This is a genomic window from Acidovorax soli (assembly GCF_900107605.1).
Lineage (GTDB): Bacteria > Pseudomonadota > Gammaproteobacteria > Burkholderiales > Burkholderiaceae_C > Acidovorax > Acidovorax soli.
The window spans coordinates 283,255-306,607 of the sequence record NZ_FNQJ01000001.1 but is presented as its reverse complement, the minus strand read 5'-3'; the positions used below and the strand labels follow the sequence as shown (position 1 = coordinate 306,607).

Annotated in this window: 18 protein-coding genes and 1 pseudogene; 9 read left to right on the top strand and 10 right to left on the bottom strand. The window is 66.6% G+C overall.

All coding sequences use genetic code 11. The features are described from left to right. The first annotated feature begins 11 nt into the window (after positions 1-11). Genes BLW02_RS01455 through BLW02_RS01445 form a run of 3 tightly spaced genes read left to right on the top strand, consistent with a single transcriptional unit; the run spans position 12 to position 3,171 of the window. On the top strand, positions 12-1,097 hold the full coding sequence (locus tag BLW02_RS01455; RefSeq protein WP_092696671.1) for a phosphotransferase: 1,086 nt from the start codon (positions 12-14) through the stop codon (positions 1,095-1,097). A gap of 57 nt (positions 1,098-1,154) precedes the next feature. Then, on the top strand, positions 1,155-2,429 hold the full coding sequence (locus BLW02_RS01450; RefSeq protein WP_092696670.1) for an acyl-CoA dehydrogenase family protein: 1,275 nt from the start codon (positions 1,155-1,157) through the stop codon (positions 2,427-2,429). Positions 2,430-2,472: 43 nt separating this feature from the next. Next, positions 2,473-3,171 (top strand): hypothetical protein, encoded by a 699-nt coding sequence (locus BLW02_RS01445; RefSeq protein WP_092696669.1) that lies wholly within the window; start codon positions 2,473-2,475, stop codon positions 3,169-3,171. Positions 3,172-3,266: 95 nt separating this feature from the next. Here the strand turns inward: BLW02_RS01445 and BLW02_RS01440 are convergent, their stop codons facing one another. Next, complete coding sequence (locus tag BLW02_RS01440; RefSeq protein WP_092696668.1) at positions 3,267-5,810, bottom strand: penicillin acylase family protein; 2,544 nt, start codon at positions 5,808-5,810, stop codon at positions 3,267-3,269. Between the two features lie 158 nt (positions 5,811-5,968). Between BLW02_RS01440 and BLW02_RS01435 the strand changes: the two genes are divergently transcribed. Continuing rightward, positions 5,969-6,316, top strand: a complete 348-nt coding sequence (locus tag BLW02_RS01435) for a hypothetical protein (protein ID WP_026436110.1) — start codon at positions 5,969-5,971, stop codon at positions 6,314-6,316. Between the two features lie 26 nt (positions 6,317-6,342). Here BLW02_RS01435 and BLW02_RS01430 read toward each other — a convergent pair whose 3' ends face one another. The 5 genes from BLW02_RS01430 to BLW02_RS01410 form a co-directional block, all read right to left on the bottom strand. Further along, positions 6,343-7,329 (bottom strand): LD-carboxypeptidase, encoded by a 987-nt coding sequence (locus BLW02_RS01430; protein WP_092696743.1) that lies wholly within the window; start codon positions 7,327-7,329, stop codon positions 6,343-6,345. Between the two features lie 20 nt (positions 7,330-7,349). Beyond that, entirely contained in the window at positions 7,350-8,444 is a 1,095-nt protein-coding gene (gene tadA / locus BLW02_RS01425; protein ID WP_092696667.1) for a tRNA adenosine(34) deaminase TadA, read from the bottom strand. Positions 8,445-8,509: 65 nt separating this feature from the next. Further along, a complete protein-coding gene (locus BLW02_RS01420) occupies positions 8,510-8,761 on the bottom strand; it encodes a hypothetical protein (protein WP_092696666.1) in 252 nt (83 codons plus the stop codon). A gap of 1 nt (position 8,762) precedes the next feature. Continuing rightward, positions 8,763-9,404, bottom strand: a complete 642-nt coding sequence (locus BLW02_RS01415; RefSeq protein ID WP_092696665.1) for an FMN-binding negative transcriptional regulator — start codon at positions 9,402-9,404, stop codon at positions 8,763-8,765. A gap of 76 nt (positions 9,405-9,480) precedes the next feature. Further along, positions 9,481-10,632: a branched-chain amino acid ABC transporter substrate-binding protein gene (locus BLW02_RS01410; protein WP_092696664.1), complete on the bottom strand. Its 1,152-nt coding sequence runs from the start codon at positions 10,630-10,632 to the stop codon at positions 9,481-9,483. Between the two features lie 225 nt (positions 10,633-10,857). Here BLW02_RS01410 and BLW02_RS01405 point away from each other — a divergent pair, with 225 nt between their 5' ends. The 4 genes from BLW02_RS01405 (at position 10,858) to BLW02_RS01390 (ending at position 18,096) form a co-directional block, all read left to right on the top strand. Further along, positions 10,858-12,861, top strand: coding sequence for a peptidase U32 family protein (locus tag BLW02_RS01405; RefSeq protein ID WP_092696663.1), 2,004 nt, complete (start codon positions 10,858-10,860; stop codon positions 12,859-12,861). Positions 12,862-12,959: 98 nt separating this feature from the next. Next, positions 12,960-13,994 carry a sodium:calcium antiporter gene (locus tag BLW02_RS01400; protein WP_092696662.1) on the top strand — a complete coding sequence of 345 codons (1,035 nt, stop codon included), beginning with the start codon at positions 12,960-12,962 and terminating at the stop codon, positions 13,992-13,994. Then, entirely contained in the window at positions 13,984-16,686 is a 2,703-nt protein-coding gene (locus tag BLW02_RS01395) for a cation-translocating P-type ATPase (protein ID WP_092696661.1), read from the top strand. The genes BLW02_RS01400 and BLW02_RS01395 overlap by 11 nt, the downstream gene beginning before the upstream one ends. A 126-nt stretch (positions 16,687-16,812) precedes the next feature. Next, entirely contained in the window at positions 16,813-18,096 is a 1,284-nt protein-coding gene (locus BLW02_RS01390) for an O-acetylhomoserine aminocarboxypropyltransferase/cysteine synthase family protein (protein WP_092696660.1), read from the top strand. Positions 18,097-18,206: 110 nt separating this feature from the next. Here BLW02_RS01390 and BLW02_RS01385 read toward each other — a convergent pair whose 3' ends face one another. Continuing rightward, positions 18,207-18,740: an anti-sigma factor gene (locus tag BLW02_RS01385; RefSeq protein ID WP_092696659.1), complete on the bottom strand. Its 534-nt coding sequence runs from the start codon at positions 18,738-18,740 to the stop codon at positions 18,207-18,209. A 135-nt stretch (positions 18,741-18,875) separates the two neighbouring features. On the opposite strand from BLW02_RS01385, the pseudogene BLW02_RS01380 reads away from it, so the two are divergent. Continuing rightward, positions 18,876-19,694 (top strand): annotated as a pseudogene (locus tag BLW02_RS01380) (NYN domain-containing protein); the annotation flags it as partial. A 401-nt stretch (positions 19,695-20,095) separates the two neighbouring features. On the opposite strand, the gene egtB reads toward BLW02_RS01380, so the two are convergent. From egtB to BLW02_RS01365, 3 genes are all read right to left on the bottom strand, one after another. Continuing rightward, positions 20,096-21,343, bottom strand: a complete 1,248-nt coding sequence (gene egtB, locus BLW02_RS01375; RefSeq protein ID WP_092696657.1) for an ergothioneine biosynthesis protein EgtB — start codon at positions 21,341-21,343, stop codon at positions 20,096-20,098. Positions 21,344-21,369: 26 nt separating this feature from the next. Next, on the bottom strand, positions 21,370-22,287 hold the full coding sequence (egtD, locus tag BLW02_RS01370) for an L-histidine N(alpha)-methyltransferase (RefSeq protein ID WP_092696656.1): 918 nt from the start codon (positions 22,285-22,287) through the stop codon (positions 21,370-21,372). A gap of 364 nt (positions 22,288-22,651) precedes the next feature. Continuing rightward, on the bottom strand, positions 22,652-23,242 hold the full coding sequence (locus tag BLW02_RS01365; protein WP_092696655.1) for an OmpW/AlkL family protein: 591 nt from the start codon (positions 23,240-23,242) through the stop codon (positions 22,652-22,654). Between the last annotated feature and the right edge of the window lie 111 nt (positions 23,243-23,353).

Sequence of the window (23,353 nt, the reverse complement as noted above, 5' to 3'; positions counted from 1 at the left end):
CCTCGCCATCCATGAGCAACTTTGACCACTTCGTTGGCACCCGGCCCGTCTCCGACCAGCACGCGTTCGACATCGCCACGCTGAGCGCCTGGCTCGCGCAGAACATGGAAGGCTTTGCCGGCCCCCTGACCGTGGAGATGTTCAAGGGCGGGCAGTCCAACCCTACCTACAAGCTCAACACGCCCACCGCCAGCTATGTGATGCGGGCCAAGCCCGGCCCCGTGGCCAAGCTGCTGCCCTCGGCCCATGCCATCGAGCGTGAGTTTGCGGTGATGCGCGGCCTGCATGGCACCGACGTGCCCGTTCCGCGCATGCATGTGCTGTGCGAAGACGAGTCGGTGATTGGCCGCGCCTTTTATGTGATGGAGTGCATGCAGGGCCGTGTGCTGTGGGACCAGTCCCTGCCCGGCATGTCGCAAGCCGAACGCGGCGCCATCTACAACGAGATGAACCGCGTGATCGCGGCGCTGCACACCGTGCAGTTTGCCGACCGGGGCCTGGCCGGCTACGGCAAGCCCGGCAATTACTTCGACCGCCAGATCGGCCGCTGGAGCAAGCAGTACGTGGCCTCCATCACGCAGCCCATTGCCGAAATGGACAAGCTCATGGAATGGCTGCCCGCAAACATGCCCGCCAGCGCGCGGGATGAAAGCAAGGTTTCCATCGTGCATGGCGACTACCGCCTGGACAACCTGATGTTCCACCCCACCGAGCCGCGCGTGATCACCGTGCTGGACTGGGAACTGTCCACGCTGGGCCACCCGCTGGCCGACTTCAGCTACCACTGCATGAGCTGGCACATTCCGGCGGCAATGGGCCGCGGCATTGCGGGGCAAGACCTTGCCGCCCTCGGCATTCCCAGCGAAGACAGCTACATCCGCCGGTACTGCGAGCGCACCGGAATCACCACGCCCGAGGCGCTGCGTGCCGACTGGAACTTCTACATGGCCTACAACATGTTCCGCATCGCGGCCATCCTGCAAGGAATTGCCAAGCGCGTGGAGGCGGGCACCGCCTCCAGCGCACAGGCCAAGGCCTCGGGCGACACGGCGCGGCCGATGGCCGAGCTGGCCTGGTCGTTCGCGCAGCGGGGCTGAGGACGCAACACGGGCACAGGCGCCATCACCCCACGATCACCAAAGGAGAAGAACCCCATGGACTTTGACTACTCGCCCAAAACCAAGGAACTGCAGGCCAGGCTGCTCCAGTTCATGGACGACCACATCTACCCGGCTGAAGCCGCCTACGCCGCCGAGCTGGCCGCCAACACGGCCGCCGGCAAGCGCTGGAGCGCGCTCCAGACCATCGAGAACCTCAAGCCCAAGGCCCAGGCCGCCGGTTTGTGGAACCTGTTCCTTCCCGTGGACAGCGCGGCGGCGTCGGGCTATGACGGTGCCGGCCTGACCAACCAGGAATATGCCCCCCTGGCCGAAATCATGGGCCGCGTGCAATGGGCCAGCGAGGTGTTCAACTGCTCGGCGCCCGACACCGGCAACATGGAAACCATCGCGCGCTATGGTGACGAAGCCAACAAGGCCCGCTGGCTCAAGCCGCTGCTCGAAGGCAAGATCCGCTCGGCCTTCGCCATGACGGAACCCGAGGTGGCATCCAGCGACGCCACCAACGTCCAGACCCGCATCGAGCGCCAGGGCGACGAATACGTCATCAACGGCCGCAAGTGGTGGATCTCGGGTGCCGCTGATCCGCGCTGCGCCGTGTTCGTGACCATGGGCAAGACCGACCCCGAAGCCCCCAAGCATTCGCAGCAAAGCATGGTGCTGGTGCCCGCCGATACCCAGGGCATCACCATCATCCGCCCGCTCAACGTGTTCGGCTACGACGATGCGCCGCACGGCCATGTCGAGATGACGTTCGACAACGTGCGCGTGCCGGTCAGCAACATCCTGCTGGGCGAAGGCCGGGGCTTCGAGATCGCCCAGGGGCGCCTGGGCCCCGGGCGCATCCACCACTGCATGCGCCTGATCGGCCTGGCCGAACGCGCGCTGGAGCTGATGTGCAAGCGCGCCAGCTCCCGCACCGCCTTTGGCAAGACCGTGGCCCAGCAGACCGTGACGCAGGAGCGCATTGCCGAAGCCCGCTGCAAGATCGACATGGCGCGCCTGCTCACGCTCAAGGCCGCCTGGCTGATGGACACCGCCGGCAACAAGGTCGCACGCACCGAGATCGCCATGATCAAGGTGGTGGCGCCCAGCATGGCCTGCCAGGTGATCGACTGGGCCATGCAGGTGCACGGCGGCGGCGGCATGTGCGACGACTTCCCGCTGGCCTACGCCTACGCCGGTGCGCGCACGCTGCGCTTTGCCGACGGCCCCGACGAAGTGCACCGCAATGCCATCGCGAAATGGGAGCTGGGCAAGTACGCAGCGCCCCGGCACGAGGCGCCCCCCCCGGTCACGCGCGGCTGTTGAGCGCCAGCGCAAGCACGCACCGAACGGCTACGATGGGGGCACTGTGCCCCTTTTCTTCACCACCCCGCCCCTGCGCCGCCGCTCCGTGCTGTGTGGCCTGGGCGCCCTGCTGGCGGCTGCGGCATGGCCCGAGGCCCAGGCGGCGCCAGCCGGCCAGCCCGCGGATGAGAACCCTGCAAAAAGCGCCTGGCCTGCTGCGCGCGCCACCCCGCAGGCACGCCAGCTGGTGCGCTGGATCGAAGGCACGGGCGACAACCAGGGCCTGCCGTTTGCCGTGGTGGACAAGCTGGCTGCCCGCATCCACATCTTTTCGGCGCAGGCACTATGGCTGGGCACGGCCCCCGTGCTGCTGGGCGCGGCGCGCGGCGACCATTCGGTGCCCGGCATCGGCCAGCGCCCGCTGGCCCAGATCCGGCCCGAGGAGCGCACCACCCCCGCCGGCCGTTTTGTGACCGAGCCCGGCCGCAACCTGCGCGGCGAAGACATTGTCTGGATTGACTACGACGCCGCCGTTTCGCTGCACCGCGTGCGCAGCGTCAGCGCCGCCGAGCGGCGCCGGCAGCGCCTGGCCAGCCCTGGCGTGCAGGACAAGCGCATCAGCTACGGCTGCATCAACGCGCCCGAGGTGTTCTACGACCAGTGGATTGCGCCCTTGTTTGGCCGCAGCAGCGGCGTGGCTTATGTGCTGCCCGACACGGAATCACTTGCCTCCATCTTCGTCGCGGCCAGCGCATACCCATAAAGCGCTCGCCGCATGATTTCTTCACATTCTGAGTGCTGCCGCATGGGTCAGCCTTGCCGGATCCGCAGCCAAAGATTTCAAGGCTCAGCAGACCCCTATGGCGCAGGAACCAGCCGCAGGTCGTGCCGCATCTGCGCGGGCTCGCGCTGCAAGTGGCGGTAGCCCGCCTGCACCCAGGTGGCGCGCATGTCGCGGTAGCGCGGCGAGAACACCAGCCCGCTCTGGCCCGTCTGGTAGATGAACCGGGACTGCTCCAGATCGGCCAGGTCATACACCACCCGCAGCGAAGCCGCATGGCGATTCACAAAGGGGCCTTTGGCGTCGCCCGCGTTGTACTGGCCCACGTTCACCGTGTAGGCATCGCCGGGCGAAGGCACGCTCACATCAAAGTACGGCGCCAGCAGGGCCACGTTACCCAAAGGCCTGTGGCTGCTGAGCGCGGGGTGGGCGTCGCCCCAGCGCCACCGGGCCGGGTCGGCACCGTAGGCGGCCTGCAGGCGATCGAGCGCGCGCGCCAGCGCGGCGGCCGACTGGTCGGCACACGACAGGGGCTGGCACCACCAGGCATCGTTGCGCTCCAGAATGCCCTCCAGGGCCGCGCGGTAGTCACGTTTGCCGTAGGTGGCTTTGAAACGGTCGTCGCCCACACGGGGGGCTACCAAACCCCGTGCCAGTTCATCCGCCCAGGCCGCAAACACCAGCGGCGCAGCCCGGTTGGCGTCCATCACCCCGTCAAAATCACGCAGCAGGGCCTGCACGGCGGGCGCCAGCGGGTGCTGCGGCGCGGCCTTGCGCAGATGGGGCAGCAGCCGCTGCGCGGCCAGCGACAAGGCATCCGCCTGCATCGCCTGCATGCTGGCCGCATCATGCCGGGGGGTGGCCGCTATCAGCTGGGCGATGCGGTCATGGCGGTAGGGCAAGACCCAGTCCTGCGTGAGGTAGTGCGGATAGCCGGGCGCGGTGACGCGCTGGTTGGCGGTGGCCACCCAGCCGCTGCCGCCGTCATCCTCGGGTGTCTGGGCAGAAGGCAGCCAGCCTTGCCAGTCGTAGCGCGCATCCCAGCCGGGCGACGGTGCGATGCCGCGAATATCGTTGTCGGCATGGCGCACAGGCACCTTGCCCATGGCCTTGAAGCGGATGTTCCCCTGCACATCGGCGGCCACCACGCTCTGCATGGGCGAGTGGTAGGGCTCCAGCGCCTGGAAAAGCGCATCCACCGACTGCGCCTGGTTGCTCTGCAGGCCGGCAAGCACCGTCTGGTTGTCGGCATCGAGCGCGCTCCAGCGCAGCGCGAGCACGTATTTGCGCAAATCCAGCACCTCGGCATGCGACTTTTGTACATCGCTCAGCACCGGGCCATGGCGGGTGGCGCGCAGCGGCAGCACGACATCCGCTTGCCCCTTGACGCGAATGGTTTCCGTGCGCAGCGTAAAAGGCAACCAGCCATCGGGCGTGCGGTATTGGGTGGGGTCGGCGGGGTTGATCTGCTCCAGGTACAAGTCCTGCACATCGGGGCCGGTGTTGGTGAACCCCCAGGCCACGCCGCCGGTGCGGCCCAGCACCACAAAGGGCAGCCCCGGCAAGGTGGCGCCGACAGCATCTATCGCACCGATGGGGGTGCCGTCGGCAGCCGCCCCCGCAGGTGCCTGCAGCCGCGCGAAATACCAGATGGCCGGCGCACTCAGGCCCAGGTGCGGATCGTTGGCCAGCAAGGGTTTGCCGCTGACCGTGCGCGAGCCCGCCAGCACCCAGTTGTTGCTGCCCTTGCCTTCGGAGGTGCCCGCATTGCGCGTGAGGTCCTGTGCCCAGGCCAGCATGCCCTGGCTGATCTCGTGCGAAAACACGCCCCCCGCGGCCTCTCGCGGCCCGGTGCTCGTCGCCACGGGCGTTTCACCCCCGCTGCCTGCGGGCGCAGAAGGCGCCTGCGCCTCACGGTAGATGCCCAGTTGCCGGTACAGCGACGCCAGATCGGCGGATGCGGCGGGTGGTTCGCCCGGATAGGGCGGCATCAGCTGCCACAGGCGCCCGGTGTCCAGCGTTCTGGCCACGGACAGGCGGGCAAACTCGTTGCCCCAGTTGCCGCCCAGGTCCAGCGCCATCATCAGCGCCCAGGCCACGCTGTCCTCGGGCTCCCAGACTGCGCCGGTGGTACCGCCGGGCTTCACCCCCAGCACATGGAACTCGGGCGGCAATGCCTGCGGCAGGTTTTGGTGGAACGCATGAATGCCCTGGCTGTAGGCCTGCAACGCCTCGCGGGCGTGGGCGGGCAGCCCGGCATATTGCTTGCGTGCATGGCCCATGATGTCGAGCGCGCGCATGAGCCTGTCGGTATCCAGGGTGGCGGGCCCGAAGACTTCGGAAAGCTCGCCGTGCATGACCCGGCGGTTGAACTCCAGTTGCCAGGTGCGCTCCTGCGCATGCACGTAGCCCATGGCAAACCACGCATCCTGCGCAGACTGCGCGCGGATGTGCGTGACATCGGCAGCGTCGCGCTGCACGCTGACCCCCTCGCGCAACCCGTGCACCACGATGCGCCCGTCCAGCGCCGGAAAAGCACGCTGCACATACAGGGCGACGCCGGCACCCGCCAGCAAGGCCGCCGCCACCCATCCGACGATTGCACGCTGTAACCACACCATGGTGTCTGTCTCCTCGATCGCTCCCACATCGGCGAATTGAAATAAAAGGGCGCAGTTTGTTGTCTTTATGCAAAAAAAGGAGCACGCCCCTTGCGCACCGTCTCACTCCCGCGTAACTTGAACTGCCCTGCCACTCGCAGACATTCCTGCAATTCTTCATGCGCTGGAACAAGCCCAATCTTCGCAGCAGCCTGCACGGCCTTCTGGGCCGCGATGCTCCAGCATCGACGGCCTGGGTGCGCAACCAGGACCTCGAAGATATCCGGTACGCAATGATCCAGTCCCTGGCGGGCCTCAGTGGCAGTGACGTCGCCCGCATGAACATGCGGCTGCGCTACGCAGGCGACATAGAGGCGCTGTGGTACCTGCGCAGCGATTTGCTCGCCGTGCTCACTCCACTGCGGGGCGAGGCACTTGCCCATGCCACGCTGGCCCAATTGACACTGCTGTTCCAGGGGCAGCTTCCCCGCGCGCTGGGCGGAGCATCCAAGCCCACCCACCTTTGATCAGCCCTCGGAACGTGTTCACGTTCTCAGTGCTGGTGCCCCCAGTACAGCAGCGCATCGCGGTCTTCCACCGACAGTGACACCTGGACCCCCACTGGCAACACCACCTTGGTCTGCACATGCCCGAAAGGCAGGTTGGTGAGCACGGGCGCCTTGATCTGGCTGCGCAGCCAATCCACCACCGATTGCAGCTTGAAGCCCTTGTCATGGGGCGCCAGCTTGTAGTTGGTGAACTGGCCCAGCACCACCGCCTTTTGCTGCGCCAGGATGCCCGCATGCAGCAGTTGTGTGAGCATGCGCTCGATGCGGTAGGGGTGCTCGCCCACGTCCTCCACGAACAGGATGCCGCCACGCACCGCAGGCAGGTAGGGCGTGCCCACCAGGCCGGTGAGCACGGCCAGGTTGCCACCCCAGAGGGTGGCGTTTTTCACATACAGGTCCGGCACCGCGGGCTTGCCGTCGGCCGGCGGTTTTTCTCGCGCCATGCGCCAGCCCGCACCCTCGCCGTGGCCCGTGAGCAGGTCGTCGAAGCAGGCCAGCATGATGTCGTCGGGCTCACCCTCGACGCCAAAGTCACTGAGCAGGCTGGGGCCGGCCCAGGTCACGGCACCGGTCTGCGCCAGCACGGCCATCTGGAATGCCGTGAAATCACTCAGGCCCACGAATTTCATGCCAGCGTCGACGGCCTTGGCCACCGCCTTGTAGCGGATGCCCGGCAGGATGCGCGTCAGGCCGTAAGACCCTCGCGTGATGAGCGCCACATCGGCCCCGCTGGCCGCCGCGCGGTGGATGGCGGCCAGGCGCGTGGCGTCGTCGCCGGCAAAGCGGGTGTGCACGGCCTGCGCATCGGGGTCCACTTCCACTTCGTGGCCCAGGGCTTTCAGGCGCGCAATGCCGCGCTTGAAGGCCGCCTTGTCGCGGATGGAGCCGGCGGGCGAGTAGATATAGATGTGCTGGGGGCCATGGTGATGGGCGTGGCCGTCTTCGGTGCTGTGGTGGTGTGAGGAGGACAAGATGGTGTGCGCGGTTGAGATCAATGGTCAAAGTATTGCATGGCCTGCGCGACAAGCTGCCGGGCCGCTTCAGGGCGATCCAGATCAAAAGTCCCCAAAAGTGGCCCCACCACCGCGCGGGCTCCGAATCGCGCAAAGGCACGCAATCCGGCGCGGTGACCTGCATCGGCAAATGGCGCTTCATAAGCGTTGCCCCTGGGCGCTGGGGCTTCGAAGGTGGCGCGCGCAGACATGGCCATGTCCGGCGCACCGGTTTGCGCCAGCAGCACGGCATTGCGCAGGTCCAGCCGAGTAACCCACTCCTGCAGCACCTGCGCGTGCCAATCCGGGCGGTGCACGGCCTCTTTCTTGGGCTTGTCGCTTTTACCAAAACCAATCAGGTCGGGCGCCACCACCCTGTGCCCGGCGGCCAGCAGGGTGGGCACTGCGTGCCGAAACAGGTAGCTCCAGGCCGGGCTCGCGTGCAACAGCAGCCAGGTGCGCGGTGCCTGCGCGGGTCCTTCGTCGAGGTAGTGCATGCGCAGCCCCGCCAGGCTGGGCAGGTCGCTGAGGTAATGCGGCGCCCAGGGGTAATCGGGCAGATGGGCAAAGGCCGCGTCGGGCGTGCGCAAGGCATCGTCGCGCAGCGGATGCTGCGCCAGCGCCTCGGCGCGCTGCTGGGCGCGCCGGCGGCGGAAGAACGCGCTCAGCAGCGCGCCGCACTCGTGCGCCAGCACCCCGCCCTGCACCTGCGTTTGGTGGTTGATGGCGGCATGCCCGAAGAGGTTGAGCACCGACCCCGCAGCGCCGGTCTTGGGGTCTGTGGCCCCAAACACCACGCGCGGCACGCGCGCATGCAGCATGGCGCCGCTGCACATGGCGCAGGGCTCCAGCGTGACGTAGAGCGTGCAGCCATCGAGCCGGTAATTGCCCAGCAGCTGTGCCGCGGCCCGCAGCGCCACGATTTCGGCATGCGCGGTGGGGTCATGCCCCTGCACCGGGGCGTTGCAGCCGGTGGCAATCACCTGGCCATCCTTCACCACGACAGCCCCTACCGGCACCTCGCCCGCCAGTGCCGCGGCCTGCGCCTGGGCCAGTGCCTGGCGCATCCAGTGCTCGTCTTGCTGCAACTGCATTGCTATATAAATAATAGCATATAGCGCTTTATTTATAAGCTCTACAGGCCATTCTCATTCAAATATTACTTGGAATCGTCGGGCATGGGCCGGGCCTGCTGCATGAGCCCTTCCACCTGCTGCTTGACCTGTTGCTGCACCTGCTGGCTTTGTGCGCGCACCGTGCCTGCTGGCGCCGGGGCGGCTGCACTGTCGGGCGCCACCGGCAGCTGCAGCGCAGGCACCGGCGTGCGCGTGGCCGCCAGCTGCTTCTTGGCCAGCACCCCCACAATGGCCAGCGCCACCACCAAGCCCACCAATCCAAAAACAGCACGCATCTCAGACCTCCGGGTTGTGCGCGGACCCGGGCACCATGCCCAGCCGCTCCATCCATTGCGCCAGCGCCCGGGCATCGGCATTGCCTTGCCGATACTGCGCGTACAGGGATGCATGGGATTCATGCCGGTGCTGGTTGAGCTTGAGCTTGCACTGCAGCTCCAGCACTTCGAGCTCGAATGCCACGATGCCCGCCAGCATCTTGCGGGCGAAGTCCTCGCCCAGCGCGCGCCACTGCGCGGCATAGGACGGTTCGTGGTCGCCGATCAGCTGCTTGAGCAGCGCATCCTTGGCGGCGGGCTCCTCGACCAGGGTAGCCTGCACACGGCAGTGCACGGCCAGGTAGTTCCATGTGGGCACCCGGGCCAGATCCGGGTACACCGAGGGCGAAAGATAGGCCTGCGGCCCCATGAAGGTGACCAGGGCCTGGGGCCGTGCCTGCAGGTAGCGCCAGTGCGGGTTGGGCCGGGCGCAATGGCCCAGCAGCACCAGAGCATCACCGCGCTGCTGCACATGCAGCGGCAAATGGGTGACGAAGGGAAACCCTTCGTCGTCATTGGAAATCAGGCTGGCCAGCGGGTGCGCGCGCATCAGTGCGCGGGCATGGGCCGGGTCTTGCGAATGGAACTGGGGTGGCAGGTACATGGGGCCTCACTGTAGTGGCAAAACCCCCGGAAAGCACCGGGGAGCCCCGGCGCGCCCCGTGCACGTCAACCGCGCGTCAGTTCAGCGGCACGCGGCTGCCATCCTTGTAGGTGTAGAGCGTGACGGCAGGCGCGGCCAGTTCACCCTTGGCAATGAAGCTGATGTTGGCCGTCACGCCCTTGTACTGGGTCTTGCTCAGGAAGGGGCCGTACACCACGGGGTCCACCGAGTTGGCGCGCTTCATGGCATCCACCAGCACCATGGCGGCGTCGTAGGCGTAGGGGCTGTAGATCTGGAACTGGCCGGGGAACTTGGCGTCGTAGCGTTTCTTCCAGTCGCTGCCGCCCTGCATCTTGTCCACCGATGCGCCACCGGTGGCGCAGGTCACGTTCTTGACGGAAGGCGACTTGCCGGCCAGCTCGGGCAGCTTGGGCGTGCACAGGGCGTCACCACCAAAATACTTCACATCGCCCAGGCCCAGTTGCTCCATCTGGCGCAGCATGGGGCCCGCTTGCGCATCCAGTCCACCATAGAAGATGCCATCGGGCTTCTTGTTCTTGATGGCCGTGAGAATGGCCATGAAGTCGGTGGCCTTGTCGTTGGTGAACTCCTCGCCCACCACCTTCAGGCCTTTTTGCAGGGCCGTGGCTTTGAACACCGAGGCCACGCCCTGGCCATAGGCCGTGCGGTCGTCGATGATGGCCACGGTCTTGAGCTTGAGGCTGTCTGCCGCAAACAGGGCCAACGCGGCGCCCAGGGCGTTGTCGTTGGCGATGAGGCGGAAGGACGTCTTGTAGCCGGGTTTGGTCAGGTCGGGGTTGGAGGCCGATGCCGTGATGTGCGGCAGGTCGCATTTGTTGTAGACCGACGAGGCGGGAATGGACGTGCCCGACTGCAGATGGCCCACCACGCCGGCCACCTTCTGGTCGCACAGCTTTTGCGCCACGGCGGTGGCCTGGCGCGGATCGCCGGCGTCGTCCTCGGCGGCGATCACGAACTTGATCTTCTTGCCACCAATGACCAGGTTCTGCGTGTTCAGGTCGTCCACGGCCATGCGCACACCGTTTTCAGTGTCCTTGCCGATGTGGGCAATGCCGCCGGAAATCGGGCCGGCATGGCCGATCTTGACGGTTTGCTCCTCTTGGGCCAGCGTGGCGCCGCAGGCGACAGTCAGGGCGGCGGCAGCGGTCCATTGCAGGGAAAAACGCAGGCGGGAAGCAGTCAGCATGGCTCAATCTCCATCAATATAAGAAAGTACGCAACCTTCAAGGGTGCGAAAAACCCCGCATCCTACGCCCGCGCCCGGCCACAGTCAGTCCATTAGCAATAGAGCATGAATTTTTTATGCTTATTACTTTCACTAATAAACAAGGTAGGACTTCCTCCATGCGGGCTGCACCCACGGATGCGCGGAAACACCACGCCCGGCAGCCGGCACTGGGATAATCGCCCCATGTCTTTGCTGCCCCACCAGATCGAGTTGCTCTCCCCTGCCCGCGATGCCGCCATCGGCATCGAGGCCGTCAACCACGGCGCCGATGCCGTGTACATCGGCGGCCCTGCCTTTGGCGCCCGGGCCGGTGCGGGCAACGACATCCGCGATCTGGAGCGCCTGATCGCACACGCCCACCGCTTCAACAGCCGCATCTTCATCACGCTCAACACCATCCTGCGCGACGACGAGCTCGAAGCCGCCCGCCAGATGGCCTGGCAGGTATACAACGCCGGGGCCGATGCGCTCATCATCCAGGACATGGGCCTGCTGGAAATCGACCTGCCGCCCATCCAGCTGCACGCCAGCACCCAGACCGACATCCGCACGCCCGAGAAGGCGCGTTTCCTGCAGGACGCGGGCCTGTCGCAACTGGTGCTGGCACGCGAGCTGACCGTGCAGCAGATCGCCGCGGTGCACCAGGCCCTGGGCCCGGTGGATGCGCCGGGCCGCGCCAACATCGAGTTCTTCATCCACGGCGCGCTGTGCGTGGCCTACAGCGGCCAGTGCAACATCAGCCATGCGCAAACCGGCCGCAGTGCCAACCGGGGCGACTGCAGCCAGGCCTGCCGCCTGCCCTACCAGGTGACCGACGCCCAGGGCCGCTTCATCGCGCACGACAAGCACGTGCTGAGCATGAAGGACAACAACCAGAGCGACAACCTGCGCGCGCTGATCGACGCGGGCGTGCGCAGCTTCAAGATCGAAGGGCGCTACAAGGACATGGGCTATGTGAAGAACATCACAGCCCACTACCGCACGCTCATCGACGAGATCCTGGAGGAGCGCGAGGCCTCGGGCCATCCGCTGGCGCGCTCGTCCAGCGGACGCACCCGCTTCACCTTCACGCCCGACCCGCTGCAGAACTTCAACCGCGAGTTCACCGACTACTTCGTGACCGGCCGCAAGGACGACATCGGCGCCTTCGACAGCCCCAAGAACCCCGGCCAGGCGATTGGCTGGGTGACCAAGCTCGGCCCCGACTTTGTCGAGCTGGAGGTGAGCGACCCCGCCACCGTGCTGCACAACGGCGACGGCCTGTGCTACTACGACCTGCACAAGGAACTGATCGGCATGGCCATCAACCGGGCCGAGCCGGTGTCGGCCCGCAGCGTCGGCCAGTGGCGCGTGTACCCCAAGGACCCGATGGAGGGCTTCAAGGATCTGCGCAAGGGCACCGAAGTCAACCGCAACCGCGACATGGACTGGGTGCGCACGCTGGAGAAAAAGTCCAGCGACCGGCGCATCGGCCTGTGGGTGCAACTGGCCGAAGCACCCGATGGCTTGGCCCTCACGCTGACCGACGAAGACGGCTACACCGGCAGCGCGCGCGTGGCACACGCACACCAGAGCGCCACCGATACCGCCAAGGCCGAGGCATCGCTGCGCGAGCAGATCGGTCGGTTTGGCGCCAGCATTTTTGCGGTGAACGACATTGCGCTGCAGCTCTCGCAGCCCTGGTTCGTACCCGCCTCGGCGCTCAACTCCTTGCGCCGCGAAGCACTGGAACAGCTGGAAGCAGCGCGCGCCAAGGGTTTTGTGCGCCTGCCGCGCGCCACACCGGTCGAGCCGCCAGCGCCCTACCCCGACGACACGCTGAGCTTTCTGGGTAACGTGTTCAACCACAAGGCGCACGACTTCTATGTACGCCATGGCGTGAGGGTGATCGACGCGGCCTACGAGGCACATGAAGAAGAAGGCGAAGTCAGCCTCATGATCACCAAGCACTGCGTGCGCTTCTCGATGAGCCTGTGCCCCAAGCAGGCCAAGGGCGTCACGGGCGTGCAGGGCACCATCAAGGCCGAACCCTTGATATTGATCAATGGCAAGGAGAAACTGACCTTGCGCTTTGACTGCAAGCCCTGTGAAATGCATGTGGTAGGCCGCATGAAACGCCATGTGCTGCAGCAGACGAGCGAGTCTCCCGTCAAGTTTTACACCACCCGCCCCCAGCGCACCGCCTGACATTGCGGAAGGCTGGACACAAGGATGCACAGCCCCGTGACCCAGCGATTTCCAATCACGGCAGCCACCCCCATCGCCCCTGGCCAGGGCGTGGCCTCATGAGTGCGCCCGTCTGGGCCTGGCTGCAATTCATTGCCTGTGCGGCACTCATCGGAACTGCGGGTTTCCAGCTCTCTCGCTACGGCGACGCCATTGCGCAGCACACGGGACTGTCCGGGAGCTGGATCGGGCTGACGCTGGTGGCCAGCGTCACCTCATTGCCCGAACTGGCCACAGGCATCACCAGCGTGACCCTGGCCCAGGCGCCCAACCTGGCGGTGGGCAATGCGCTGGGCAGTTGCGTGCTGAACCTCGCTTTTCTGGTGCTGATCGACCTCATCTACCGCCGCGAGGCGGTCTGGAGCCGGGCGAGCAAAGGCCATGTGCTGGCTGCCGCCTTTGGCGTGGTGCTGCTGGGATTTTTGCTGACAGGCCTGCTCATTGGTCAACTCCGTCCCCCATCCGTTTCCTCGGGCACCACCCAGGTATCGGTATGGAGCGTTGGGCTGATGACACCCATCATGCTGATGCTGTACCTGATCGCCATGCGAACCCTGTTTGCCTACGAGCGCTCGCACCCCGACACATCCGCCGCAGCAGATGCCCCTCCCTCACTGCCGCTGCGCCACACCCTGGTGCGCTTCACCCTGGCCGCATCGGTGGTGGTGGGCGCCGGCCTGTGGCTGCCCTTCGCCGCCGTGGAGCTGGCCAACACCATGGGCTGGAATCGCAGTTTCGTGGGCAGCCTGTTCGTGGCCATGGCCACCACGCTGCCGGAACTGGCGGTCACGCTGTCGGCACTGCGGTTGGGCGCTCTGGACATGGCCATTGGGAACCTGCTGGGCAGCAACCTGTTCAACGTGACCATTGTTGCCGTGGATGACTTTTTCTACCGCCCTGGCGTGCTGCTGTCAGATGTCTCGCTGGTCCATGCAGTTACCGCCAGTTCAGCCATTGTGATGACCGGGCTTGCACTGGTGGGGCTGTTCTTTCGCCCGCGTGGCCGGGTGTTGCGCGCCGTGGGCGCTGTCAGCCTCGGCTTGGCGGCCGTCTATCTTCTCAACACCTACGTGGTCTTCCTTCATGGCGCCTGAAACCACGCTCCCGTCCGGCATTCCGCCGCCAGCCAATGCCCACCTGCGTGATGCCCAGGAGCTCGCCCAGGTGTACCGCGTCAATCCCCATACCGGCCTGCACGATGACGAGGCCACGCAGCGCGCCATGCAGCACGGTGCCAACGAATTGCAGAACCACGCGCAGCGCAGCCCGCTGGCGCTGCTGGCCGACCAGTTCAAGGACTTCATGGTGCTGGTGCTGCTGGCCGCGGCAGCGGTCTCCGGCGTGATCGGGGACCTGACCGACACGCTGGTCATCCTGGTCATCGTGGTGCTCAACGCCATCATCGGCTTCGTGCAGGCCTGGCGCGCCGACCAGGCCATGGCGGCACTGCGCCAGCTGGCCGCGGCGCACGCCACCGTGCTGCGCGGCGGCGAAATCCAGGTGGTGCCCGCCACGGTGCTGGTACCCGGCGACATCGTGCTGCTGGAAGCGGGCAACCAGATACCGGCCGACCTGCGCCTGATCGAGATCGCGCAGCTGCAGGTGGACGAATCGGCCCTCACCGGCGAATCGGTCACCGTGGCCAAGCAGACCGCGGCATTGGCCGCGCAGGACGCAGGCGCCCTGGGCGACCGCACCAACATGGCCTTCAAGGGCACCACCGCCACCCACGGCCGGGCGCGCGGGCTGGTGGTGGCCACCGGCATGCACACCGAGCTGGGCAAGGTCGCCACGCTGCTCGACACCGACGATCGCAGCACCCCGCTGCAGCTGCGCCTGGCCGCATTTGGAAAGCGGCTGGCCATTGGCGTGCTGGGCATCTGCCTCGTGATCTTCGTGGTGGGGGTGCTGCGCGGCGAGGCCCCGCTGCTCATGGCCCTCACCGCGATCAGCCTGGCCGTGGCCGCCATCCCCGAGGCCATGCCTGCCGTGGTCACGGTGCTGCTGGCGCTGGGCGCGCGCCGCATGGTGGCCGTCAATGCACTGGTGCGGCGCCTGCCCTCGGTCGAGACCCTGGGATCGGTCACCACCATCTGCTCGGACAAGACCGGCACGCTCACGCAAAACCGCATGCACGCCGAACTGCTGGTGGCCCACGGCACGCGCTGGGTGCCCGGCGACCCCCTGCCCGGCCCGGCCCACGCCGAGGCCCTGCGCGCTGCCGCCCTGTGCAACGACGCCACGCGCCAGGCCACGGGTGACGACCACCTCGCCGACGCCCACTGGCAAGGCGACCCCACCGAGACCGCGCTGGTGCTGGCCGCGCACGCGGGCGGGCTGGACAAGGCCCGGCTCGACACCGCCTGGCCGCGCGTGCAGGAGCAGCCCTTCGACTCCGACCGCAAGCGCATGACGACGTTTCATCGGGACGCCCAGGGCTTCGTGGCTTACACCAAGGGCGCCCCCGAATCCGTGCTGCCCCGCTGCGCCACCCACTGGACGCCCGACGGCACCGCCGCGCTGCACAGCGACACGGTGCTGGCCACCGCCAGCCAGCTGGCCGCCCAGGGCCTGCGCGTGCTGGCCCTGGCGCGCCGCCGCCATGCGCGCCTGCCGGACACCAACGACATCGACGCCGTGGAAAGCCAGCTGGAGCTGCTGGGCCTGATCGCCCTCATCGACCCACCACGCCCCGAGGCGCAGGCCGCCGTGCGCGACTGCATCAGCGCAGGCATCACGCCCGTCATGATCACGGGCGACCACCCCGCCACCGCACGCGCCATTGCGCACCGGCTGGGCATCGTGCCAAGCGCCGACGCGCCCGTGCTCACCGGCGCCGACCTGGCCCAGCTGGACGACGCGGCCCTGCGCGCCAGGGTCGAGCAGGTGCATGTGTATGCCCGCGTGGACCCGGCGCAGAAGATCCGCATTGTCGAGGCGCTGCAGGCCCAGGGCCATTTCGTGGCCATGACGGGCGACGGCGTGAACGATGCCCCGGCGCTCAAGCGCGCCGATATCGGCGTGTCCATGGGCAAGGGCGGCACCGACGTGGCGCGCGAGGCCAGCAGCCTGGTGCTGCTGGACGACAACTTCGCCACCATCGTGGCGGCGGTGAAGGAAGGCCGGCGCATCTACGACAACATCCGCAAGTTCGTGCGCTACGCCATGACCGGCAACTCGGGCGAGATCTGGACCATCTTTCTCGCGCCCCTGCTGCTGCTGCCCATTCCACTGCTGCCCATCCACATCCTGTGGGTCAACCTGGTGACCGACGGCCTGCCCGGCCTGGCCCTGGCGGCCGAGCCCGCCGAGCGCGGCATCATGCAGCGCCCGCCCCGCCCGCCGAATGAGAGCCTGTTCGCCCAGGGCATGTGGCAGCACATCCTGGGCATGGGCCTGCTGATCGCCGGCCTGTGCCTGGCCGTGCAGGCCTGGGCCCTGCACACCGGCCATGCGCACTGGCAGACCATGGTGTTCACCGTGCTCACCCTCGCGCAGATGGCCCATGTGATGGCCATCCGTTCCGAAAGCGAACCCCTGTGGCGCCTGGGCCTGGCCAGCAACCGGCCCCTGCTCTACGCCGTGCTGCTCACGTTCCTGCTGCAGATGGCCACCATCTACGTGCCGTTTCTCAACCCCATCTTCAAGACCGAGCCCCTGAGCCTGGGCGAACTGGGCATTTGCCTGGCAGCGGCCCTGGTGGTGTATGGCGTGGTCGAGCTGGAAAAGGCCTGGCGGCGCCAGCGCAAGGCCGGCGGCAGCGCCATGGACGACCCCACCCCGTAGCCCCATAGTCCCATAAGCACATCGCGCACGATTCGATGGGCCCCGGCAGCGGCCAGTGCAAGAATGCGCGCTGGCGCCGCGACTTTGCGGGTCATCGACAACACTCAACGACAGAGAGACCGCCCCATGCACATCGAAACCCTGGCCGTCCACGCCGGCTACCAGCCCGACTCCACCACCAAGTCTGCCGCCGTGCCGCTGTACCAGACCGTGGCCTATGCATTCGACAGCGCCCAGCATGGCGCCGACCTGTTCGACCTGAAGGTGCCGGGCAACATCTATACACGCATCATGAACCCCACCACCGACGTGCTGGAGCAGCGCGTGGCAGCCCTCGAAGGCGGCGTGGCGGCGCTGGCCTTGGCCTCGGGCATGGCGGCCATCACGGCGGCCATCCAGACCATTGCCGAGGCCGGCGACAACATCGTCTCGGCCAGCACGCTGTATGGCGGCACCTACAACCTGTTTGCCCACACCTTTCCGCAGCAAGGCATCGAGGTGCGCTTCGCCGACCCGCGCGACCCGGCCAGTTTTGCCCAGCTGATCGACGCACGCACCAAGGCGGTGTTCTGTGAATCCATCGGCAACCCGCTGGGCAACGTGACCGACATCGCCGCACTCGCCAAGGTGGCGCACGACCATGGCGTGCCGCTGATCGTGGACAACACCGTGCCCAGCCCCTACCTGTGCCGCCCCATCGAGCACGGCGCCGACATCGTGGTGCACGCCCTCACCAAGTACATGAACGGCCACGGCAACAGCATCGGCGGCATCATCGTGGACAGCGGCAAGTTCCCCTGGGCCCAGCACAAGGCCCGCTTCAAGCGCCTGAACGAGCCCGACGTGAGCTACCACGGTGTGGTCTACACCGAGGCGCTGGGCGCCGCCGCCTTCATCGGCCGCGCGCGCGTGGTGCCGCTGCGCAACATGGGCGCAGCGCTCTCGCCGTTCAACGCCTGGCTCACGCTGCAGGGCATCGAAACCCTGCCGCTGCGCATGGACCGCATCTGCGACAACACGCTGGCGCTGGCGAAGTTTCTGCAAAGCCACCCCAAGGTGGAATGGGTGCGCTACGCGGGCCTTCCCGACCACGCCGACCACGCCGTGGCGCAGCGCCAGATGGGCGGGCGCGCCTCGGGCATCCTGAGCTTTGGCCTGAAGGCGGGTGACGCCGACCCGCGTGCGGCAGGCGCCCGCTTCCTCGATGCGCTGGGCCTGTTCACACGCCTGGTGAACATCGGCGATGCCAAGTCGCTGGCCACGCACCCGGCCTCCACCACGCACCGCCAGCTCAACCCCGCAGAGCTGGCCAAGGCGGGCGTGAGCGAGAACATGGTGCGCCTGTCGGTGGGCATCGAGCACATCGACGACCTGCAGGCCGACCTGGTGCAGGCGCTGGAGAAGGTGTAAGACGGCGCCCACCGCGCGAGGTGCACTGCGCGGTGGGCGAATAATTGCGCCATTTCAGGCTCTGGCGCTTATGCAACAAGCGCCATTAGCCATATTTTCTATAGCAAACCTCAGAGGGCTTTCTTGACCAGTGCGCCCTTGAACAGATAAGGCAAGCGGGGCCCGCGCGCTTCGGCGACTCCGCCCTTGTCTTCCACGCTGATGGCCAGTTCCTGCACCCCCGCCAGCGCGGCGGTGGCAGTAGTCAGTTGCAGTGTCTGGTAGGCGCTGGTGACCACGCCCAGCGAACGCGGGGGCTTGTCGCCCTCCAGGGCCCACAGCTGCATGCTGTCGTCCCGGCCCTCGCGCACGTCGTTCAGGCGCTGCAGCTGCAGCACGCTGCCCTGCACGTCGGCAGTGACCAGCAAGGCCGGCTGCTGTTGGCCGTCGAGCAGCACCGACAGGTACTGCACCTGGGCCACCACGCTCACCTTGGCCTGCAGGTGCGCAATCTGGGCCTTGAGCTGTTCGAGCATGCTCGCGCTGGCCGCCCAGGCGATCAGCAGAACCACCATCAGGGAAATGGCCAGCGCCCGCCACCACGCGCTGACGCCACGGCGGGTGGGAGTGGAGGAAGCCAGCGCAGTGGATGGGGAATCGGGCATGTAGCAATCCGTGAAGGCAACAAAGGATCGGGAGTATGCCCGCGTCCACCGCTCCGCCCGACAGATGCCTACGGCGTTCGCAGTACGTCGCAGTTTCCGTGTGATGATCCAGCCAGCAACGTTACCGGAATCACCATGGCATCCCCCACCGACAACATCAGCATGGCACTGTTTTGCGACTTCGAAAATGTCGCACTGGGAGTGCGCGATGCCAAATACGACAAGTTCGACATCAAGCCGGTGCTCGAACGCCTGCTGCTCAAGGGCTCCATCGTGGTCAAGAAAGCCTATTGCGACTGGGACCGCTACAAGGGCTTCAAGGCCACGATGCACGAGGCCAATTTCGAGCTGATCGAAATCCCCCATGTCCGCCAGTCGGGCAAAAACTCGGCCGACATCCGCCTCGTGGTGGACGCTCTGGACCTGTGCTACACCAAGTCGCACGTCAACACCTTCGTCATCATCAGCGGCGATTCGGACTTTTCTCCGTTGGTCTCCAAGCTGCGCGAAAACGCCAAGCAGGTCATCGGTGTGGGCGTCAAGCAGTCCACCTCGGACCTGCTGATCGCCAACTGCGACGAGTTCATTTTTTACGACGACCTGGTGCGCGAGAGCCAGCGCGCGCAGGCGCGGCGCCAGCCGTCCGATGCGGCGCCCGTGGCCCGGCGCTCGCCCGAGGAGGAGCGCAACCGCAAGGAAGCGCAGGAGGCGCGCCGCACCCAGGGCATCGAGCTGGCCGTGGAGACGTTTGACGCCCTGCTCTCCGTGCGGGGCGACAGCGGCAAGATCTGGGCGTCCGTGCTCAAGGAAGCCATCAAGCGCCGCAAACCTGATTTCAGCGAAAGCTATTACGGCTTCCGGGCCTTTGGCAACCTGCTGGAAGAAGCCCAGCAGCGCGGTCTGCTGGAGTTTGGCCGCGACGAAAAATCCGGCGCCTACGTGTTTCGCAGCACGGGCAACACCAGCGCCGCCCCGGCGCGGCCCGACGCGACGGCAGAGCGGCCCGTGATGACCAGCTATTTCCGGCAGCAAGCACCTGCCGCAGCGCCGCCCGCCGAAGTGGCGGAGCCCGCGCCGCCAGCGGCCCCTGCGCGCGGCCGTGGCCGCGCCCGCAAAGCGGCAGCGCCCACCACCGAAGCGGCCACGGAACCCACCGCACCCGCGGCTACCGAAGCACAGGCGGTGCCGCAAGCGCCTTCCAGCGCATTGCCGCAGGCCGCAGCGGAAAAGAAACCCCAGAAATCTGAAAAGGCCCCTGCCCGGCCCCGCCGAACGCGCAAGCCCCCCGAAGGCAGCACCGCCCCGTAATCCAGACCGGCACCGCGGCTTGCGGCAGTTGCTCCCCTGCAGGCACCTCAGCCTATGTCCTTTGCCAGCCGCACCCCCGCAAACTGCCAGCGCGCCGTGGCCGGGAAAAAATTGCGGTAACTGGCGCGCGCGTGGCCTGGCGGTGTGGCACACGAGCTGCCGCGCAGCACATACTGGTTCACCATGAACTTGCCGTTGTATTCGCCCACGGCGCCTTCTGCCGCGCGAAAACCGGGGTATGGCGCGTAACTCGACTGCGTCCATTGCCACGCCGCGCCCACCAGCTGCTCCAGGCCCCTGCCCTGCGCAGCGCGGGGGTGCAGCAGGTTGCCTGGGGCCTCGCTGGCCGCCATGCCGGCAAGCACCGGCGCTGCGGCGTGCTCCCATTCGGCCTCGGTGGGCAGGCGGGCACCCGCCCAGCGCGCATAGGCGTCGGCCTCGAAGTACGACAGGTGCACCACAGGCTGCGCTCCCTGCAACGGCCGCAGCCCGGCCAGGGTGAACTCGTGCCAGGTGGAGCCGTCGCGCTGCCAGTACAGGGGCTGCTCCAGCCCCTGGGCTGCGCGCCAGTCCCAGCCTTCGGCCAGCCAGTGGGCGGGTTGGCCATAGCCGCCATCGTCCACAAACGCAGCAAACTCGACATTGGTGACCAGGCGCGATGCCAGCGCGTACGGCTGCAGATACACCGGGTGGCGCGGGCTCTCGTTGTCAAACGCAAAGCCGCCACCCGCATGGCCGATCTCGGCCAGCCCGCCGGCCCACGCATGCCAGACCAGCGGCGGTGCGGCTGCGCATTCAACGGCCACGGGCTGCGCCGGGCGGTAGGCCGGGTGCATCGGGTTGCACGACAGCAGGTGCTTGATGTCGGTCACCAGCAGCTCCTGGTGCTGCTGCTCGTGCTGCAGGCCCAGTTCCACCAGCGCGCACAGGGCTGCGTCGTGCACCAGCGTGGGCAACAGGCGCTGCATGCGCGCATCCACATCAGCCCGGTACGCCAGCACCTCGGCCAGCGGGGGGCGCGTGAGCAGGCCGCGCTGGGGCCGCGGGTGCCGGGCGCCCACACCGTTGTAGTACGAGTTGAACAAGACCCGGAATGCGGCTTCAAACGGCGCAAAGCCGCTCTCGTGCGCCTCCAGCACAAAGGTCTCGAAAAACCAGGTGGTGTGGGCCAGATGCCATTTGGCCGGGCTGGCGTCGGGCATGGACTGGGCGGCGCAGTCTTCGGGCGACAGGGGTTCGGCCAGGCCCAGCGTGTGGCGGCGAACGTCAAGGTAGCGGGAAATCAAGGGATGCATGGCCAGACAGCGCTCCAGCAGAGGGTTCAGGGGCGGGCATGCACCACGGCAAACCAGCCCTGTTCATCGGTCCATGCCTGCGCACGCGAAAAACCCGCCTGGGCCAGCAGGGTGGTGAACACCGCAAGGGGGTATTTGTAGCTGTTTTCGGTATGGATGCGCTCGCCGGCCGCAAAGCAGCGCTCGCCGCCCGGCCAGCGCACGCGAATCGGCGCGAGGGCCTCCAGGTGCATCTCGATGCGCGACGCCTCGCGGTTGAAGAAGGCACGATGGGCCCACTGCTCTTCCACAAAGTCACTGCCGATCAGGCGGTTCAGGTGCGTGAGCACGTTGCGGTTGAAGGCGGCCGTGACCCCTGCGGCGTCGTCATAGGCGGCTTCGAGCACCGCCACCTCCTTGGGCAGATCAATGCCGATGAGCAAGCCGCCGTCGCTGTCCACCAGCGCGCGCATGTGGCGCAACAGATCGAGCGCATGGGGCGGGTCGAAGTTGCCAATGGAAGAACCCGGATAGAACACCAGGCGCCCCGCTCGGGGAATGTCGGCGGGTAACACAAGGCCCTGGGTCATGTCGCCGCCCACCGCCCGCGCGTCCAGTCCCGGGATGTCCGCACGCAGGCGCTGCACGGCCGTTTGCAGGAAATCCACCGAAATGTCCACCCCCACAAAGCAGGTGGGGCGCACCCGGCGGCACAGCACGCTGGCCTTCTCGCAGTTGCCGGCGCCCGGCTCGATCACCGTGCGCACAGGGCCCAGCTGCTGGGCCATGTCGGCGGCATGCGCCTGCATCAGGGCGTTTTCGGTGCGTGTGGGATAGTACTCAGGCAGGCGGGTGATGGCCTCGAACAGCAGCGAGCCGCGCTGATCGTAGAAATATTTGGGGGAGATGCGCGCGGGGTGCTGGTTCAGGCCTTCGGTGATAGCGCTAGGGTGTGTGGGGTGCATGGCGGTGGGCGTCGGGCATCGGGGTGTGAACGATGCCACAGGCTACCCCCACTGCGTTCATCGTGGGTGACAGCCTGCAACGACAGGCCACGCAGGATTGCACCCACACGCAAGCGTACCGGCCAGCCTTTGCATTGCAAGGCCTGATGCCATTTCACGATTTTTTGGTTGTAGCGCAATCCCACAAATCGCCAACAGCTATTGTTTGTATAGCATTCGGCGATCAGAACCCACAGCCACCCGGCTCCTGCATCGGTGATGACCGGGAAAAATCGCCCCATCAAGAAAAAGGCCGGCGCAGGCGCCAGCCCTTTTCACCTTGGAGTCATGTGATGCCAGGCGCCGCGCAGGCAGCGCCTTCGCATCAGAAGCGCCAGCCGAGACCCACACCCACCAGCACGGGATCGACCTTGAAGGTACCTGCCTTGACGCCGCCCGCAAACACATCGGTCTTGATGTAGACCTTCTTCACGTCGAAGTTCAGCGACAGGTTCTTGTTGAGTGGGATGTCCACGCCCACTTGCAGGGCACCGCCCCAGCTGTTGCGGTCAATGCCCACGCCGGCGGGCAGGTTCAGGCTGGAAAAGCGCGTGTAGTTGACACCAGCGCCCACATAGGGCTTGAAGCCGGGGGCATCAAAGTGGTACTGCAGCAGCAGCGAAGGTGGCAGGTGCTTGAGGGTGCCAATGTTGGTGCCGTTGGAACGCACGTCGTGCTTTTGAGGCACCGTGAGGACCAGCTCGGCAGCCACGTTCTTGTTGAAGAAGTACGTGATGTCGAATTCAGGAATCGTCTTGTTGTTGATCGACAGGCCCAGCCCCGTGCTGTCCTTGTTGGCACTGTCCAGATGAACGGCGCGCACGCGCACCAGCCAGGGGCTTTCGACCTGTTGCGCAAAGGCAGCGCCAGAGGTCAATGCACACAGAACGGCGACAGCCAGCAGATTTTTTTTCATACAGAACTCGATGCGGTTGAACGGGGACGACCCCCGTACCGCAATTGAGCCTGTTAGCAAAATGGTCAACCTTGCCTCAGGTCAAAATCCTGGTAGTTACCCTGAGCGTGG

Bases quoted from the DNA above. Each gene is read 5' to 3' on its own strand.
- BLW02_RS01455 (WP_092696671.1), top strand. From the start codon at position 12: ATGAGCAACTTTGACCACTTCGTTGGCACCCGGCCCGTCTCCGACCAG.
- BLW02_RS01450 (WP_092696670.1), top strand. From the start codon at position 1,155: ATGGACTTTGACTACTCGCCCAAAACCAAGGAACTGCAGGCCAGGCTG.
- BLW02_RS01440 (WP_092696668.1), bottom strand. From the start codon at position 5,810: ATGGTGTGGTTACAGCGTGCAATCGTCGGATGGGTGGCGGCGGCCTTG.
- BLW02_RS01435 (WP_026436110.1), top strand. From the start codon at position 5,969: ATGCGCTGGAACAAGCCCAATCTTCGCAGCAGCCTGCACGGCCTTCTG.
- tadA (WP_092696667.1), bottom strand. From the start codon at position 8,444: ATGCAGTTGCAGCAAGACGAGCACTGGATGCGCCAGGCACTGGCCCAG.
- BLW02_RS01420 (WP_092696666.1), bottom strand. From the start codon at position 8,761: ATGCGTGCTGTTTTTGGATTGGTGGGCTTGGTGGTGGCGCTGGCCATT.
- BLW02_RS01415 (WP_092696665.1), bottom strand. From the start codon at position 9,404: ATGTACCTGCCACCCCAGTTCCATTCGCAAGACCCGGCCCATGCCCGC.
- BLW02_RS01410 (WP_092696664.1), bottom strand. From the start codon at position 10,632: ATGCTGACTGCTTCCCGCCTGCGTTTTTCCCTGCAATGGACCGCTGCC.
- BLW02_RS01405 (WP_092696663.1), top strand. From the start codon at position 10,858: ATGTCTTTGCTGCCCCACCAGATCGAGTTGCTCTCCCCTGCCCGCGAT.
- BLW02_RS01400 (WP_092696662.1), top strand. From the start codon at position 12,960: ATGAGTGCGCCCGTCTGGGCCTGGCTGCAATTCATTGCCTGTGCGGCA.
- BLW02_RS01395 (WP_092696661.1), top strand. From the start codon at position 13,984: ATGGCGCCTGAAACCACGCTCCCGTCCGGCATTCCGCCGCCAGCCAAT.
- BLW02_RS01390 (WP_092696660.1), top strand. From the start codon at position 16,813: ATGCACATCGAAACCCTGGCCGTCCACGCCGGCTACCAGCCCGACTCC.
- BLW02_RS01385 (WP_092696659.1), bottom strand. From the start codon at position 18,740: ATGCCCGATTCCCCATCCACTGCGCTGGCTTCCTCCACTCCCACCCGC.
- egtB (WP_092696657.1), bottom strand. From the start codon at position 21,343: ATGCATCCCTTGATTTCCCGCTACCTTGACGTTCGCCGCCACACGCTG.
- egtD (WP_092696656.1), bottom strand. From the start codon at position 22,287: ATGCACCCCACACACCCTAGCGCTATCACCGAAGGCCTGAACCAGCAC.
- BLW02_RS01365 (WP_092696655.1), bottom strand. From the start codon at position 23,242: ATGAAAAAAAATCTGCTGGCTGTCGCCGTTCTGTGTGCATTGACCTCT.